General features: G+C 63.4%; 17 protein-coding genes. 8 read left to right on the top strand and 9 right to left on the bottom strand.

Features of this window, described 5'->3' with window-relative positions; all coding sequences use genetic code 11:
* Nucleotides 1-43 precede the first annotated feature (43 nt).
* The 3 genes from rpoN to ptsN all read left to right on the top strand — a co-directional run bounded on the left by rpoN (nt 44) and on the right by ptsN (nt 2,947).
* Complete coding sequence (gene rpoN / locus E5X88_RS12955) at nt 44-1,570, top strand: RNA polymerase factor sigma-54 (protein ID WP_292161732.1); 1,527 nt, start codon at nt 44-46, stop codon at nt 1,568-1,570.
* A gap of 267 nt (nt 1,571-1,837) precedes the next feature.
* Entirely contained in the window at nt 1,838-2,422 is a 585-nt protein-coding gene (raiA, locus tag E5X88_RS12950; protein WP_292161730.1) for a ribosome-associated translation inhibitor RaiA, read from the top strand.
* A gap of 60 nt (nt 2,423-2,482) precedes the next feature.
* Nucleotides 2,483-2,947: a PTS IIA-like nitrogen regulatory protein PtsN gene (gene ptsN / locus E5X88_RS12945; protein WP_095488401.1), complete on the top strand. Its 465-nt coding sequence runs from the start codon at nt 2,483-2,485 to the stop codon at nt 2,945-2,947.
* A gap of 77 nt (nt 2,948-3,024) precedes the next feature.
* Here ptsN and E5X88_RS12940 read toward each other — a convergent pair whose 3' ends face one another.
* Both E5X88_RS12940 and E5X88_RS12935 read right to left on the bottom strand, forming a co-directional pair.
* A complete protein-coding gene (locus tag E5X88_RS12940; protein ID WP_126034689.1) occupies nt 3,025-3,282 on the bottom strand; it encodes a DUF1150 family protein in 258 nt (85 codons plus the stop codon).
* A 63-nt stretch (nt 3,283-3,345) separates the two neighbouring features.
* Nucleotides 3,346-3,771, bottom strand: a complete 426-nt coding sequence (locus E5X88_RS12935; RefSeq protein WP_145718386.1) for an Hsp20 family protein — start codon at nt 3,769-3,771, stop codon at nt 3,346-3,348.
* A gap of 143 nt (nt 3,772-3,914) precedes the next feature.
* Between E5X88_RS12935 and E5X88_RS12930 the strand changes: the two genes are divergently transcribed.
* Nucleotides 3,915-4,856 (top strand): nucleoside hydrolase, encoded by a 942-nt coding sequence (locus tag E5X88_RS12930; RefSeq protein ID WP_292161726.1) that lies wholly within the window; start codon nt 3,915-3,917, stop codon nt 4,854-4,856.
* Nucleotides 4,857-5,011: 155 nt separating this feature from the next.
* On the opposite strand, the gene E5X88_RS12925 is transcribed toward E5X88_RS12930, so the two are convergent.
* The 5 genes from E5X88_RS12925 to E5X88_RS12905 all read right to left on the bottom strand — a co-directional run bounded on the left by E5X88_RS12925 (nt 5,012) and on the right by E5X88_RS12905 (nt 9,867).
* Entirely contained in the window at nt 5,012-5,626 is a 615-nt protein-coding gene (locus E5X88_RS12925) for a LysE family translocator (RefSeq protein ID WP_145718394.1), read from the bottom strand.
* Nucleotides 5,627-5,753: 127 nt separating this feature from the next.
* A complete protein-coding gene (locus E5X88_RS12920) occupies nt 5,754-7,202 on the bottom strand; it encodes an amidase (RefSeq protein WP_292161723.1) in 1,449 nt (482 codons plus the stop codon).
* Between the two features lie 9 nt (nt 7,203-7,211).
* Nucleotides 7,212-8,120 (bottom strand): ribokinase, encoded by a 909-nt coding sequence (locus tag E5X88_RS12915; RefSeq protein ID WP_292161722.1) that lies wholly within the window; start codon nt 8,118-8,120, stop codon nt 7,212-7,214.
* 153 nt (nt 8,121-8,273) lie between these two features.
* The gene (locus E5X88_RS12910) at nt 8,274-9,152 is read right to left on the bottom strand and encodes a methylated-DNA--[protein]-cysteine S-methyltransferase (protein WP_292161721.1); all 879 of its coding nucleotides are present in this window, start codon (nt 9,150-9,152) and stop codon (nt 8,274-8,276) included.
* 220 nt (nt 9,153-9,372) lie between these two features.
* Nucleotides 9,373-9,867 (bottom strand): DUF2244 domain-containing protein, encoded by a 495-nt coding sequence (locus E5X88_RS12905; RefSeq protein WP_292161719.1) that lies wholly within the window; start codon nt 9,865-9,867, stop codon nt 9,373-9,375.
* A 22-nt stretch (nt 9,868-9,889) separates the two neighbouring features.
* Between E5X88_RS12905 and nth the strand changes: the two genes are divergently transcribed.
* Nucleotides 9,890-10,693, top strand: a complete 804-nt coding sequence (gene nth / locus E5X88_RS12900; RefSeq protein WP_292161715.1) for an endonuclease III — start codon at nt 9,890-9,892, stop codon at nt 10,691-10,693.
* Here nth and E5X88_RS12895 read toward each other — a convergent pair.
* Complete coding sequence (locus tag E5X88_RS12895) at nt 10,687-11,142, bottom strand: DUF2214 family protein (RefSeq protein WP_292161713.1); 456 nt, start codon at nt 11,140-11,142, stop codon at nt 10,687-10,689. The genes nth and E5X88_RS12895 overlap by 7 nt on opposite strands.
* 249 nt (nt 11,143-11,391) lie before the next feature.
* Here E5X88_RS12895 and E5X88_RS12890 point away from each other — a divergent pair, with 249 nt between their 5' ends.
* Nucleotides 11,392-11,931, top strand: a complete 540-nt coding sequence (locus tag E5X88_RS12890; protein WP_292161711.1) for a GNAT family N-acetyltransferase — start codon at nt 11,392-11,394, stop codon at nt 11,929-11,931.
* 30 nt (nt 11,932-11,961) lie between these two features.
* Here E5X88_RS12890 and E5X88_RS12885 read toward each other — a convergent pair whose 3' ends face one another.
* Entirely contained in the window at nt 11,962-12,741 is a 780-nt protein-coding gene (locus tag E5X88_RS12885; RefSeq protein ID WP_292161709.1) for an IclR family transcriptional regulator, read from the bottom strand.
* 206 nt (nt 12,742-12,947) lie between these two features.
* Here E5X88_RS12885 and E5X88_RS12880 point away from each other — a divergent pair, with 206 nt between their 5' ends.
* Nucleotides 12,948-13,925, top strand: coding sequence for a tripartite tricarboxylate transporter substrate-binding protein (locus E5X88_RS12880; protein WP_292161708.1), 978 nt, complete (start codon nt 12,948-12,950; stop codon nt 13,923-13,925).
* Nucleotides 13,926-14,053: 128 nt separating this feature from the next.
* Nucleotides 14,054-14,590, top strand: a complete 537-nt coding sequence (locus tag E5X88_RS12875; protein ID WP_292161707.1) for a tripartite tricarboxylate transporter TctB family protein — start codon at nt 14,054-14,056, stop codon at nt 14,588-14,590.
* The last annotated feature ends 4 nt before the right edge of the window (nt 14,591-14,594 follow it).

Below are 14,594 nucleotides of genomic sequence, written 5' to 3'. Positions count from 1 at the left end.
TGGCAGACTCCGGATGCGTAGACAGGGCGTTTGAAACCGAACCATGGCATTGGCGGCAAAACTACAGCTACGACAGTCCCAGTCGCTGGTGATGACACCTCAGCTCATGCAGTCGATCCGGCTGCTGCAGTTCACCCATGTCGAGCTGGAACGCTTCATCGACGACGAGATCGAGCGCAATCCACTGCTTGAACGCGCCGAGCCGCAGGACGATGCCGCCAGCGACCAGGCACAGAAGATCGAAGCCCCGCCGGAAACGGCGACCGGCGGCGACTGGTTCGAGACGGAAACAGCGTGGAGCGCCGAGGCGATCTCGGAAAAGCTCGATGCTTCGCTGGAAAATCTGTTCCCCGACGATCCGGGCACGAGCGAGCGGCTCGGTCCCGACCTGACGGCCCAGTGGAAATCGGCCTCCGGCGGCAGTTCCATGTCCTCGTCCGACGGTTTCGACGTCGGAGACATGGCGGCCGCCGCCATCACGCTGCGCGAGCATGTCGGCGAACAGGTCGCGCTTGCCTTCACCGACCCGGCGGCACGCCTGATCGCCAGCGAACTTGCCGATGGCCTCGACGAGGCCGGCTATATGCGCGCCGACATGGCGGAAATCGCCGCCCGTCTCGGTACCGACAGAACGGCGGTGACGAATGCGCTCGCGGTCTGCCAGACATTCGAGCCCGCCGGCATCTTTGCCCGCGACCTCGCCGAATGTCTGTCGCTGCAGCTTGCCGTCCGCGACCGGCTCGATCCGGCAATGAAGGCTTTGATCGCCAATCTCGAACTCCTGGCGCGGCGCGACTTCCAGACCCTGAAACGGATTTGTGGGGTCGACGAGGAGGATTTGCTCGACATGCTGGCCGAGATACGTGCGCTCGATCCGCGCCCGGGGATGGCGTTTTCGGGCGGCGCCAGCGATGCCATCATCGCCGATGTCGAAGTGCGGGCGGCCAATGACGGGAGCTGGGTGGTCGAACTCAACGCCGAAACGCTGCCGCGCGTGCTGGTCGATCATATCTATTTCGCCCAGGTTTCACCGCATGCGAAGAACCAGACGGAAAAGGACTTCCTGGCGGAATGCCTGCAGAACGCCAACTGGCTGACGCGCAGTCTCGACCAGCGGGCGAAGACCATCCTAAAGGTTGCCTCGGAAATCGTGCGCCAGCAGGATGCTTTCCTCGTCCATGGCGTGCGTCACCTGAAGCCGCTCAACCTGCGCATGGTGGCCGACGCCATCGGCATGCACGAATCGACCGTCAGTCGGGTCACCGCGAACAAATACATGCTGACGCCACGCGGCGTATTCGAACTGCGCTATTTCTTCACCGCCTCGATCGCTTCGTCGGGTGGCGGCGATGCGCATTCGTCGGAAGCGGTGCGCGATCGCATCAAGCAGTTGATCGACGAGGAGAAGCCTGTCGACGTGCTTTCCGACGACGCGATTGTGGACATGTTGCGGGAAAACGGCGTCGATATCGCCAGGCGCACGGTCGCCAAGTACCGGGAGAGCATGAATATTCCCTCGTCGGTGCAGCGGCGGCGTGAAAAACGCGCTTTGGCCAGCGCCGGGCGTTGATCCCCGCGAAAATTTCCACAGCTTTCGCGCTTCATTGACAAGCCGTAACGAAGTGGCTAGAAGCCCGCCCGCATGAGACGGGCTACTGCCCGCATGCGGATGGTCCGCCACGATGTTGGCCACGGGACGGTCAAAAAGGCGGCTTGTGATCAACCGGAAAGTTCGGATTTAAAATCGGCGCAAGTGACGCCGCAAAGCTTGTGCGCACAGACCACGGGTATAAACTCGGGACAGTTTGAAGCCTGAGCAAGGAAGGTCAGTTTTCAGATGACACTGCGCATATCGGGAAAACACATGGACATCGGCGATGCGTTCCGTACGCGCATCAACGACCGTGTCGGGGAAGTGATCGGGAAATATTTCGATCGGGGCTTTTCGGGCCAGATCGTAGTCGTCAAATCGGGGTCGCGCTACACGGCCGATTGCATGATCCGGCTGGATTCCGGCGCTTCGTTGCAGGCGACCGGTGAAGCCCAGGACCCGACGCTAGCTTTCGAGGCCGCGGCGGATCGCCTCGAAACCCGCCTTCGGCGCTACAAGCGTCGGCTGAAGTCGCATAATTCAGGCAATGCCAACGGCGAACCCACCGACGTCGCCTATACGGTGATGGCGCCGCTTGCCGACGATGATGAGGACATACCGGAGAATTTCGCGCCGGCCATCGTCGCCGAATCAACCATGACGCTGCGGACCATGTCAGTGGCGTCAGCCGTGATCGAGCTCGATGCCAAGGACAGCCCGGTCCTCGTCTTCCGCAACGCCGGAAACGAGCACCTCAACATCGTCTATCGCCGGCCGGACGGAAATATCGGCTGGATCGACCCGTCTACGACCAAGGTCGCGCAGGGATAACGAACCAGCCGCACGCGAGAGCGAGGGCTGGCGACGGCAGGCGAACAAGGGATTTCAAGTATGGATCTGAGCGATCTTATCAACGTTCCGGCGATTTTGCCGGCGTTGAAAGCGAACTCCAAAAAGCAGCTGCTGCAAATGCTGTCCGAAAGGGCGGCGGCGATTTCCGGCATTCCGGAACGGGAGGTGTTCGACACCATCCTGCAGCGCGAGCGGCTGGGCTCGACCGGTGTCGGCAACGGCATTGCCATCCCGCACGGCAAGCTGGCCGGGGTCAAGCGGATCGCCGGGGTTTTCGCCCGGCTGGAGACGCCGGTCGATTTCGAGGCGCTGGACGACCAGCCGGTCGATCTGGTGTTCCTGCTTTTGGCGCCCGAAGGCGCCGGCGCCGACCACCTCAAGGCGCTGTCGCGCATTGCGCGGGTGCTGCGCGACGCCGACACGGTGGCCAAGATCAGGGGCACCCGCGACGCCGCCGCGATCCACGCGCTTTTATCGGACACGCAGGCCTCGCACGCGGCCTGAGCTTCTTGATTAGATCCATTGATGGGCCGCCGTGAGCGGCCCCTGTCCGTTTCCAACCAGATCGTTGTGCCGTTCTGTTAGTGGATGGCGACGGTGGTCAGGTCGTTTTCCATGGCGCCGGCCAGCGCCCGGTCACGGGCGTCCGAAAGCAGGATCGGCTGGCCATTGGCGGCAAACAGCGCCCACAGTTCCAGGCCGGGCGCGATTTCGCCGAGGCCCGGGAACCGGCCGCGCAGATCGTCGCTCGACACTTTCCTGAGATAGGCGACCGAGCCTTCGCCGAGATGGGCGAATTCGCCACTGGTCATGATGAGATTTTCGTCAGTTCTGGTCATTTCAAGCCTCCTTGGCGCGAGGACGCCGCTCAAGGCCGCCTCGCATGAGAGCCATCGGTAAGATCAGTCTTTCACCGATATGTTTATTTTCCGTACCAGCCGTTCGGACTCGGGCCGATCGAGATCGATCGACAAAAGGCCGTTCTTCAGCTCCGCCGCGATCACCCGCATGCCGTCGGCCAGCACGAAACAGCGCTGGAACTGGCGCGCGGCGATGCCGCGATGAAGAAATTCGCGCTCGGTGTCGTCGTTCTGACGGCCGCGCACGACCAACTGATTCTCCTCCGTGGTCACATCGAGATCGTTTTCCGCGAAACCGGCGACAGCGAGCGTGATTCGCAGCCTTTCGGTCTTGCCGTCGGCACCGCTGAGGCGCTCGATGTTATAGGGAGGGTAGCTGTCACCCGACTTCGCCAGACGCTCCAGGGTCTTTTCCATGGCGTCGAAGCCCAGGAGAAGCGGGCTGGAAAAAGGCGTCATTCGGCTCATGTTACACTGTCCTCTCAAGAGCGACATAAAGTGGAAAAACCCGGATGGCATTTTTCCCGATGGCCTTGATATGGTCCGCCCCGCGGTCAAGTTCAAGCCGTCAAAAGCCCCGCCCAAAAAGACTCCCCAGACAAGGAATTGAAATGCCCCAATCCCGCAAGATCATCATCGACACGGATCCCGGCCAGGACGATGCCGTCGCCATATTGCTGGCGCTCGGCAGCGCCGAGCTGGAGATCGTCGGCATGACCGCAGTTGCCGGCAACGTGCCGCTGAAGCTTACCGAAAAGAATGCACGCAAGATCTGCGAACTGGCCGGCAGGCCTGAGGTGAAGGTCTATGCCGGCGCCATCCGGCCGCTGGCGCGTGAACTCGTCACCGCCGAGGAGGTGCATGGCGAGACCGGCCTCAACGGACCGCAATTGCCCGAACCGACAATGAAGCTGCAGGACCAGTATGCGGTCGATTTCATCGTCGAGACGCTGATGAAGGAAGAGAGCGGCACGATCACGCTCTGCGCGCTCGGGCCGCTCACCAACATCGCGCTGGCGCTCATCCGCGAGCCGAAGATCGCGCCGCGCATCAAGGAAATCGTGCTGATGGGCGGCGGCTTCTTCGAAGGCGGCAATGTCACGCCGACCGCCGAATTCAACATCTATGTCGACCCGCATGCCGCCAATGTCGTGTTCAAATCCGGCATCCCGATCGTCATGATGCCGCTCGACGTCACCCACAAGGCGCTGACCACGGCCAAGCGCACCCAAGCCTTCCGCAAGCTCGGCACCAGGGTCGGCACGGCCACGGCGGAGATGCTGGAATTCTTCGAACGCTTCGACGAGGAGAAATACGGCACCGACGGCGGTCCGCTGCACGACCCTTGCGTGATCGCCTATCTGTTGAAGCCGGAATTGTTCAAGGGCCGCAACTGCAATGTCACCGTGGAAACCGCCTCGGAGCTCACCATGGGCATGACGGTGATCGACTGGTGGGGCGTGACCAAGCGGCCGAAGAACGCCATGGTGATGCGCGACATCGACCACGATGCGTTTTTCGCGCTGCTGCTGGAAAGGCTGGGGCGGCTTTAGGGTTCTTCCTTCTCCCCGTTCACGGGGAGAAGGTCCCGGCAGGGGATGAGGGGCGGCGCAAACGTTGACGTTTTGCCTGCGAACCCGGAGCTACCCCTCACCCGGTCGCTTCGCGACCACCCTCTCCCCGTAAACGGGGCGAGGGAAAGGCGCGCTCACTTCGCCTTTGAAAACGCCAGCCACAGGCCGCCGCCGACCAGGAAACTGCCGCTGATCCGCGACAGGAGCTTGACGCGGCCGGCCGACAGCAGGCGTCCGGCGCGGCCGGCGGCGAGTGCGTAAGTCGAATCCGATACGGCGGCGAAGATCATGGCGGTGAGACCCATGACGCCGATCTGCAGCGCGTAGTTGCCTTCAGGGGCGATGAACTGTGGAAAGAAGGCGCCGAAGAACACCAGGGTCTTTGGATTGCTGATCGCTACCAGCAGGCCCTGCAGGAAAAAGCCGCCGCGCGGCGTCTTCGCCGATCCGTCGGCGTTCAGCTTGCCCTTGGAGCGGAACATCTGCACGCCCATCCAGATCAGATAGGCGGCGCCGATCAGCCTGACCCACTCGAACCAATGGCCCATTCCCGCGATGAGTGAGGTCAATCCGATGCCGACGATGGCGATCATGATCGCCAGCCCGGCTTGCGTGCCGGCGACGTTGGCGAGGCCGGCGCGGGAGCCATGGCGGATGCTGTTGGCGATGATCAGCGTGACCGTCGGTCCGGGCACCAGGATGATGACGAGGCAGGCGACAAGATAGGTGGCGTAGAGTTCCAGCGACATGGTCTTCCTCGATAGATGGGTCTTCCTCGATAGAGTGCCGCTTTGCGACGCGACTGAGCGCGATCAATGCATGCCGGCGGCGTTGGCGCAAGCTGGCAGGATATGTCGCTGGCAGCCTCGACCCGGCCTAGGCTCCGGCCTGCCACGGCAACGTCGCCTCATAGGCCGCGGCTGCTCTCAGCACGGCCATGTCGCCGCGCGGCCGCCCGACCAGCTGCATGCCCATCGGCCGGCCCTCGGCGTCGAAGCCAACCGGTACGTTGACCGCTGGGCAGCCGCCCAGCGTGGCGAGCGCTGAAACCTGCATCCAGCGGTGATAGCTGTCCATGGTCCGGCCCGCCACTTCCCTTGGCCAGTGGGTGAAGACATCGAAGGGAAAGACCTGCGCGGTCGGCAGCGCGACGAGATCGAAACGCTCGAAGAGCGACAGCAGCATTCGATGCCACGACGAGCGCCTCACCGTGGCGGCGTGGATCTGCGGCGCCGTGAGGCGCAGCGCATGTTCCACCTCCCACACGGCCTCCGGCTTCAGAAGACTGCGTTTCAAGGGATCGTCGTAATGCGCCTTGAGCGCACAACCGCTGCTTGCCTGGCGCAGCGTCACGAAGGCCTGCCACAGCGCTTCGAAGTCGAAGTCCGGCACCAGCGCTTCGGTCTGAAAGGATGCGTCCGCAAACCGGCCGAGAGCGGCCTCGCAAAGATCAAGGACACCTGTTTCAACCGGCAGATGACCACCAAGATCGCCGAACCAGGCGATGCGGCCGCCGGCCGCCATCGTTTCCAGCCCTTGGAGGAACGAGCCTTGCTTGTGATGCGACAGTGGCGCGCGGGGATCGTAGCCGGCTTGCTCGTCGAGCAGCAGCGCCATGTCGCGCACGCTGCGGCCCATCGGCCCTTCGACGCCCATCTGTGCGTGAAAGACGTCAAGGTCGGGGCCGGCCGGGACGAGTCCCTGCGACGGACGGAAGCCATAGACATTGTTGTAGGCGGCCGGGTTGCGCAGCGAGCCGCCAAAGTCGCTGCCATCGGCGACCGGCACCATGTCGAGCGCCAGTGCGACCGCCGCGCCGCCGCTCGAACCGCCGGCGGTCAAGGCGGGGTCGAACGCGTTGAGCGTCGGGCCGAACACAGTGTTGTAGGTGTTGGAGCCAAGCCCGAATTCGGGAACGTTGGTCTTGCCGATGATGATGGCGCCGGCCTTGCGGATGCGTTCGACGAAGAAGTCATCCTCTTGGGGCACGAAATCGGCGAAGATCGGCGAGCCGAAGCTGGTCCTGAGGCCCTTGGTCTGGGCAAGATCCTTGATGGCGATAGGCAGGCCGAACAGGGGTCCGCCGTGCCCCGCATGCGCCAGATGGGTGTCTGCCTTGTCGGCGTCGTGCAGGATGTCGGCACGGTCGCGCAGCGAGACGATGGCGTTGACCAGCGGGTTCACTGAGTCGATCCGGTCGAGGAATGCCGTCACCACCTCGCGCACGGAAAGCTGACGGCGCCGGACCGCGTCGGCAAGATCCACGGCGGACAGACGGCAGATATCGCCGGCGGGCGGCACGGCGTGTTTCGTGGCAGGGCGCATGGCTTTCACCTAGCTGGCGGATTCTTGTAGCGCCGCGTCGACTTCTTTCGCCAGCGGAATCGCCGGCTGGGCGCCGGGCTTCAGGCAAGCGAGCGAACCGGCGGCTGCAGCACGGGCGAGCGCCTGTTCGAGCGGCAGACCGGATGACAACCCGGCGGCGAAATAGCCGCAAAACGTGTCGCCGGCGCCGACCGTGTCGACAGGAGTGATCTTCAGCGCCGGAACCATCAGAAGATCGGCTGGCGTGGCGGCCAGAACGCCGTCACCGCCGAGCGTGACGACGATTGTGCGGCCGGTCTTCCCGGCGTAGTCGCGCATCCGCGCCGGGCGATCGCGGCCGCTCAGCGACAGCGCCTCGCCATAGAGGTCGAATTCGGTTTCGTTGGCGACGACATAATCGGCCTTGCCGAGGAAGGCGGCCGCCTCGCCGCGGAACGGTGCCGTGTTGAGCACGGTGACCGCGCCGGCAGCCCGGGCCGCGTCCAGTGCAGCATCGACGGTGTGCAGCGGAATCTCCTGCTGCAAGAGCACGACATCGCCCTTTTTCATGAAAGCCTTGGAGAGGTCGCCTGTCACGACCGAATCATTGGCGCCCGGCACCACGGCAATGACGTTCTCGCCGTCGTCGGCGACCATGATCAACGCCGTGCCGGTCGAGGCGAAGGTTTCACCGACACCGGACAGGTCGATCTTGCCCTCTCTTAACAGGGCCAGCGCTTCAGTGGCGAAGTTGTCCTTGCCGACGGCGCCGACCATGCGCACCTTGGCGCCGGCGCGCGCGGCGGCCAGCGCCTGGTTGGCGCCCTTACCGCCGGGTGCGGTGGTGAAGCTGGAGCCCCGAACCGTCTCGCCCGGTGCGGGCAAGCGGTCGACATTGGCGATAAGGTCGAGGTTGATCGAGCCGATAACGATAATCAAGGAATGCCTCCTGCTGATGGGCGGGAAGCTAGCCCGGAAGGCGGCTGCTTGCCAGACCGGGCGGTCATTTCGCGGGACGAAAAACACCGGCGAAAGGGTCTCGCCGGTGTTGCAGGGTCCGTTGGGTATCACCGCACGAGGCTGTGTACTATTTCAAGGCGCGACTTGTCCCGCTTCCCAGCCAAGGATGGCGCGTTTGCGGGTCAGGCCCCAGTGGTAGCCGGTGAGCGCGCCGGACTTACCGAGAGCCCGGTGGCAGGGCACCACGAAGGACATCGGATTGGCGCCGACCGCGGCACCCACCGCCCGGCTGGCGCTCGGTGCGCCGATGCGGGCGGCGATCGAGGAATAAGTGCAGGCCTTGCCCATCGGGATGCGCAGCAAAGCTTCCCAGACGCGGACCTGGAAGTCGGTGCCGATCATGACGACGCGCAGCGGCTGGTCGGCGCGCCACAGCGTCGGATCGAAGATGCGCGCGGCATAGGGCGCCGTCGCCGCCATGTCCTCGACATAGGTTGCGTTCGGCCAACGGCTGGACATGTCGGCGAAGGCCGCACGCTCGCCGCCGGCATCGCTGAAGGCGAGACCGGCAAGGCCACGGTCGGTGGCCATGATCAGGGCGATGCCGAAGGGCGAAATATGATAGCCATAGCGGATGGTCAGCCCGGCGCCGCGCGTCTTGTAGTCGCCCGGCGACATCGCCTCGTGGGTGACGAAAAGGTCGTGCAACCGGCCGGGGCCCGACATGCCAACTTCGAAAGAAGCCTCGAGCAGCGGCATCCCGGAATCGAGCAGTTTGCGCGCATGGTCGAGCGTGACCGCCTGGAGGAAGGCCTTGGGCGACAGGCCGGCCCATCGGGTGAAGAGCTTCTGCAAGCCGGTCGGCGTCTCGCCGACTTCCTCGGCCAATATTTCAAGCGACGGCTGGTCGCGGTAATCGAGGCTGATCTTCTCGATGGCGCGGCGTACGACTTCGTAGTCACCGCCTTCGGGCGTGATGTCTTTTTCCAGAATGGCTGTCTGTGCGTTCATAGGACTATCTCCTTGACCGTGAATATCGTCCTTCATGGCGCCGGTCACCACCCGAAACTTGCCTTTCCGGTGCACATACCCGGATAGAGGTCGGCTTTGGGAAAAGAGCCGACCGTGGCTGGCGAAAGGGTGCATCTCACCGGAAGGAGAGAAAGACCATTTGCGGATGAGGCGGCACCGGCGGACGCCGAATGGGCTGATTCGCGGGGGTGTATCGGCTTTAACGCGTCTTCGCGGTCGCCAAGGCACGCGAAAAGGCTGACGCAAAGCTCTCGCGGTCGTCGGGATTGAGGAAGCCGCCGATCGGCACATTCTGGCCTTGTGCTACCACCGCCATCCTGGTGATGCCGATCTCGGCGTGGCGGGCGACCGAAAAACGTGCCCAGAACGGATTGAAGCGATGCGCTTCCGATTTGCCTGAAGGAGCTGTCTTGCGGATGTCGAGGCTGGTGCGCGAGACCGTCACCTCCTCACGGGCACGGGCGGCGCGATAATTGGCGCGGAAGGCAATGTAGACGGCAATTACGTCGAGGCCGAAGAAGCCGAATACCGGCCAGGCACCGCGCGACAGGAAAAACGCTCCGGTGACCAACCAGCCGAACAGCAGAGCGCCCATCAGGATGGCAAAGCCGGTCTTGCCCAGCGACCGATGCGGTGTCAGCAACGCCTGGAAGAATGGCTCGTCGGCCTGAAATGAGGCGTTTGTGTCGCTCATGGCGGGATATTATAGGAAGGGGATGACGAAGCCCAAGTCCAAAAATTCCTCCTCGCTCGAAAATCAACTGTCTCCCGGCCAACGCGACGGGTCGAACGCCAAGCCGCGCCTTCGGCCGGTGCGATCCCATTCGCTCTACAGCCCGGCCGAGGTGCACGAGATTTTCCGGCGCTTTTCCGTTCAGCGGCCCGAGCCGAAAGGCGAGCTCGAACATGTCAATCCCTTCACGCTGCTGGTGGCGGTGGTGCTTTCGGCACAGGCGACCGATGCCGGCGTCAACAAGGCGACGCGGGCGCTGTTCAAGGTCGCCGACACGCCGCAAAAGATGCTGGCGCTCGGCGAGGCCAAGGTCGGCGATTATATCCGCACCATCGGGCTCTGGCGCAACAAGGCCAAGAACGTCATCGCGCTGTCGGAAGCGCTGATTCGCGACCATGACGGCGAAGTGCCTGACGACCGCGATCAACTGGTCAAGCTGCCGGGCGTCGGGCGCAAGACCGCCAATGTCGTGCTCAACATGGCCTTCGGCCAGCACACGATGGCGGTCGACACGCATATCTTGCGCATTGGCAATCGGCTAGGGCTGGCGCCCGGAAAGATGCCGGAACAGGTCGAGCAGGGGCTGTTGAGGATTATTCCGGACGAATATATGCGCCACGCGCATCATTGGCTGATCCTGCATGGGCGCTATGTCTGCAAGGCGCGCAAGCCGGATTGTCCGGCCTGCGTCATCGCCGATATCTGCAAGGCTGACGAAAAAACGACCGATGTGCCGGCGCCGCTGGTCGAGATCGCGCCGCTCGGGCCGGTGGACGAAATTCAGTAGCCGTAGCCGCGCGCCATCGCCGCCGCGAAGACCGGGATCAGCAGGAAGATGAACGCTTCGGCGCGGACATAGGTTCGAACGGAAGCGAGTTCCGCCGCCGGCACCTGGAAGCCGGGGCTGGCGGTGGCCTGCCTGTTCCAGGACACGAAGCGGACAGTCGGGATGATCGACAGCAGGCCGACGATGGCGAAGGACGCGATCTTTGCCCAGAACATCCAATTGTAGACGTAGAATTCCCAGCCCTTCAGGCCATAGATCACGCGACCGATGCCGACGATGATGATCAGAATGGCGATGATGCCGTAATGGCGGTCGATGCCGACAAGTCGCCGGAGCGTCGCGGCGGGCAGATCGCCGCGGATCAGGACAAATTCGGCGCCGATGATGCCTGCCAGTGAAAACACCAGCAGATGATGAAAGACGGCAAGCACGAGATCGGTGGTATCCATGCCCCTTTTCCCTTCGTCGGACGGCACAGCGGACACGCTGAATGAGCCACTGGGCGAGTTGAATCAGCCACTGGGCGAAAGTAGCACCGCTGGGCGGGATTCACATTGGACTGGAAGATGATCTGCACAGCCTTTGGCTCTTGTTTGGTGCAGGCGATTTGGATCTCTGTCGTTCACCTGTCGTTATGCCGAACGTTCACCTGTTTGGGCGACATGGGTACGGGCACAAACGCAACCGAGGCATGATCCATGGACAATCCAAAGGCGGTCGCCGCTCCCGTCATCGAAACGCCGCGCGCCGTGCTGCGGCCGCACCGACTGGATGATTTCGACGCCTATGTCGCCATGTGGGCAGATCCGGCCGTCACCCGCTTCATCGGCGGCAAGCCGCGCACGCGGGAGGAAAGCTGGATGCGCTTCCTGCGCCATGCCGGCCTGTGGTCGCTGCTGGGCTACGGCTTCTGGGCGATCGAGGACAAGGCATCCGGCCGCTTCATCGGCGAGGCCGGCTTTCACGATCTGAAGCGTGACATGGTACCGTCGATCGAAGGCGTTCCGGAAGCCGGTTGGGCACTCGTACCGACCGCACATGGCCAGGGGTTCGCCAGCGAAGTCGTCGGACGGGTTCTCGCCTGGGGCGACGAGGCATTCGAGCGCGCAAGGACCGTCTGCATCATCGATCCGGAAAACACCGCTTCGCTGAACGTCGCGGCAAAATGCGGCTATAGGGAAGTGTTGTGGACCACCTATCACGACAATGCGACGATCCTACTGGAACGGCAGCCTTGAGTGTGCTGCCTGCCATCCTGTGGTTTCCGGTCAGGCCGAACCGAGGCTTTCTACGCTTTCCGCTTCGGCACCGGCTTGGCGGGCCGCCTGTTCGAGCATCGAGGCGTCTTCGCCGAAAGCGCGGGTGGCGCGGGCGGCGGCCTCGATCAGCGGATTTTTCATGCGCTTAAGAAGGGCCGCGTTGACGCGCGTGCTCGGGCCGGACAACGTCAATGCGCCGAGCAAGGTGCGTCCCGGTCCGAACACCGGTGCCGAGACGCCCGCCGTCTCGGGGTCGCGATCGCCGACCGACAGACAATGATAGGTTTTGCGGATCGTCTCGTAGGGCTCGCCCTGCTGACCTGAAAACGCCGCAAGCACGCGGCCGCCGGAGCCGGCCAGCAAGGGCAGCACGTCGCCTTCCCGGATCGTGTAGCGGATCGGATGCTTGGACTCGACGCGGTAGAGACAGGTTCGCACGTCACCCGAACGGACATAGAAAGCGACGCTTTCCCAGCTTCTGTCGCCAAGATCGCGCATGATCGGCAACAGGATGTCGACCGCCGCGACCGAACGCTGGTATAGCGCGCCCAGCCGGAAGGTGGCAGGGCCGACGCGATAGCGGCCGTCGTCGAGACGCTCCAGCAACTGCCCGCGCAGCAACGAGTTCGCCAACCTCAGGATCGTACTCTTGTAGAGGCCGGTTCGCGCCGCGATTTCGGCGAGGCTGAGCGACCGGTCGGCGGTGGTGAAAGCATCGAGTATGGCGATCGCGCGGTCGAGCGCCGCAACGCCGTCGGCCGAGGCGGGCTTGGGGTGTGTTACGGTCATCTGCTTGACCACGTCGTTCCGTTCCCAGTTGGACAGAAGGGGCCATCAAGACAATTGTGCCGCATACGGAACCGTTCTGTCCAGTAGAATAGCGTTCCTGTTGACAGAATGAGACAAAGACTGCATGAATTTTTGCCGGACGGGTCTGAATTCAGGCTACGTTGCTGGGCAGGCACCAGAGGAGGTGTCGTGATTGGAGGAATCCCATGCTGAACAGACGCAGATTTTTAATGAGCACGGCCGCTGCCGGCGCCGCCGGTTTCGCGGCGTTGCATCTCTCGCCCGCTTTCGCGCAGGATGCACCGCAGATCCAGATCTTCGTGCCGGCAGCGCCCGGCGGCGGCTGGGACCAGACGGCGCGCACGATGGACCAGGTGCTGCGCAGTGAGAAGTTGATCTCCGGTTCGCAGATCACCAATGTCGGTGGCGCCGGCGGCACGGTCGGCCTGCCGCAGTTCATCAGCCAGTGGAACGGCAAGGGTAATTCGCTGATGGTTGCCGGCATGGTCATGGTTGGCGCCATCATCGCCAACAAATCGGCCAATAATCTCACCGAAGTCACGCCGATTGCCCGCCTCACCGGCGAGTTCGAGGCGCTTGTGGTGCCGGCTGCCTCACCGTTCAAGACTGCTGCCGATTTCGTCGCCGCCCTCAAGGCTGACCCGACCAAGGTTCCGGTGGCTGGCGGTTCGGCCGGCGGTTCAGACCACATATTGTTCGGCCTTATCGCGAAGACGGCGGGTGTTCCGGCAGCCAACCTCTCCTACGTGCCGTTCGCCGGCGGCGGCGAGGCGTTGTCGGCGCTTCTCGGCAACCAGGTCGCGGCCGGCATCTCCGGCTTTGGCGAGTTCTCCGAACAGGTCAAGGCAGGTGCGCTTCGGCTGCTCGCCATTTCCGCGGACAAGCGCCAGGAAGGCATCGACGCACCGACGCTGAAGGAAGTCGGTATCGATGTCGAGCTGTTCAACTGGCGCGGCGTCTTCGCACCGCCGGGCGTTTCCGACGCCGACAAGGCGGCGATGATCACGCTGGTCGAGACTATGGCCAAAAGCGATGCCTGGGCCACCGAATGCAAGAACCGCAACTGGACGCAAATCCTGCTCACCGGCGACGACTACGCGAAATTCCTCGCCGAAGACACGACCCGGATCGAGGCCATCCTCAAGGATCTCGGCCTTGCCTGATGTTGTTGGAAAGGGCGGCCTGCGCCGCCCTTTTCCGATGTTCGCCAGCCGCATGGACATACGATCCAGAGCGAGTGAAACTGCGGTGAGGTCGGCTGTGGGAGACCGGCTATCCAGGGAGGACGATCATGAGCACCAGCGATCAGCAGGCGGCGCGGCCGCGCCTTGCCGTGCCCGAATTGCTGATCGGTATCGGGCTTCTCGCCTGCGCCGGCGCCGTAGCCTGGCAGACGCTGGCGATTCCGGTGTCGCCGCTCTACTCCAAGGTCGGGCCGACGGTCTTCCCCTACATCACCATGTTCGGCATGACGATCCTCTCCCTCCTGCTGATCGTCGCCGCCTTGCGGGGTGGCTGGCAACCGGAGGAAGAAAAGGAAACGCCGACCGACTGGAAGGCAATGGGCATCGTCGCCGTTGGACTGGTCGCGAACCTTGTGCTGATCCAACCGCTAGGCTTCACCGCGGCTTCGGTGATCATGTTCGTTCTCATCTGTCACGGGTTCGGCAGCAGACATCCGCTACGTGACGTGCTGCTCGGCCTGATCCTGGCGCTTGCCGCCTATTTCGGCTTCGCCAGGGCGCTCGGCGTCAATATCGGCGCCGGCTTCATCGAGAACCAGCTGAACACGGTCCTCGATTCGATCATCCGTATGTTGAGGGCCTGATGCC

This window comes from Mesorhizobium sp., assembly GCF_004962245.1.
Classification (GTDB): Bacteria; Pseudomonadota; Alphaproteobacteria; order Rhizobiales; family Rhizobiaceae; genus Mesorhizobium.
Note: the sequence above shows the minus strand (reverse complement) of the source record. Positions and strands in the feature narration are given on the sequence as shown.

What these genes read in the sequence shown, in the direction of transcription:
- E5X88_RS12875 (WP_292161707.1), top strand. Translation starts at nt 14,054, where the DNA reads ATGAGCACCAGCGATCAGCAGGCGGCGCGGCCGCGCCTTGCCGTGCCC.
- rpoN (WP_292161732.1), top strand. Translation starts at nt 44, where the DNA reads ATGGCATTGGCGGCAAAACTACAGCTACGACAGTCCCAGTCGCTGGTG.
- E5X88_RS12895 (WP_292161713.1), bottom strand. Translation starts at nt 11,142, where the DNA reads ATGGATACCACCGATCTCGTGCTTGCCGTCTTTCATCATCTGCTGGTG.
- E5X88_RS12935 (WP_145718386.1), bottom strand. Translation starts at nt 3,771, where the DNA reads ATGAGCCGAATGACGCCTTTTTCCAGCCCGCTTCTCCTGGGCTTCGAC.
- E5X88_RS12920 (WP_292161723.1), bottom strand. Translation starts at nt 7,202, where the DNA reads ATGCGCCCTGCCACGAAACACGCCGTGCCGCCCGCCGGCGATATCTGC.
- E5X88_RS12930 (WP_292161726.1), top strand. Translation starts at nt 3,915, where the DNA reads ATGCCCCAATCCCGCAAGATCATCATCGACACGGATCCCGGCCAGGAC.
- E5X88_RS12910 (WP_292161721.1), bottom strand. Translation starts at nt 9,152, where the DNA reads ATGAACGCACAGACAGCCATTCTGGAAAAAGACATCACGCCCGAAGGC.
- E5X88_RS12940 (WP_126034689.1), bottom strand. Translation starts at nt 3,282, where the DNA reads ATGACCAGAACTGACGAAAATCTCATCATGACCAGTGGCGAATTCGCC.
- E5X88_RS12925 (WP_145718394.1), bottom strand. Translation starts at nt 5,626, where the DNA reads ATGTCGCTGGAACTCTACGCCACCTATCTTGTCGCCTGCCTCGTCATC.
- E5X88_RS12890 (WP_292161711.1), top strand. Translation starts at nt 11,392, where the DNA reads ATGGACAATCCAAAGGCGGTCGCCGCTCCCGTCATCGAAACGCCGCGC.
- ptsN (WP_095488401.1), top strand. Translation starts at nt 2,483, where the DNA reads ATGGATCTGAGCGATCTTATCAACGTTCCGGCGATTTTGCCGGCGTTG.
- E5X88_RS12880 (WP_292161708.1), top strand. Translation starts at nt 12,948, where the DNA reads ATGCTGAACAGACGCAGATTTTTAATGAGCACGGCCGCTGCCGGCGCC.
- raiA (WP_292161730.1), top strand. Translation starts at nt 1,838, where the DNA reads ATGACACTGCGCATATCGGGAAAACACATGGACATCGGCGATGCGTTC.
- E5X88_RS12905 (WP_292161719.1), bottom strand. Translation starts at nt 9,867, where the DNA reads ATGAGCGACACAAACGCCTCATTTCAGGCCGACGAGCCATTCTTCCAG.
- nth (WP_292161715.1), top strand. Translation starts at nt 9,890, where the DNA reads ATGACGAAGCCCAAGTCCAAAAATTCCTCCTCGCTCGAAAATCAACTG.
- E5X88_RS12885 (WP_292161709.1), bottom strand. Translation starts at nt 12,741, where the DNA reads ATGACCGTAACACACCCCAAGCCCGCCTCGGCCGACGGCGTTGCGGCG.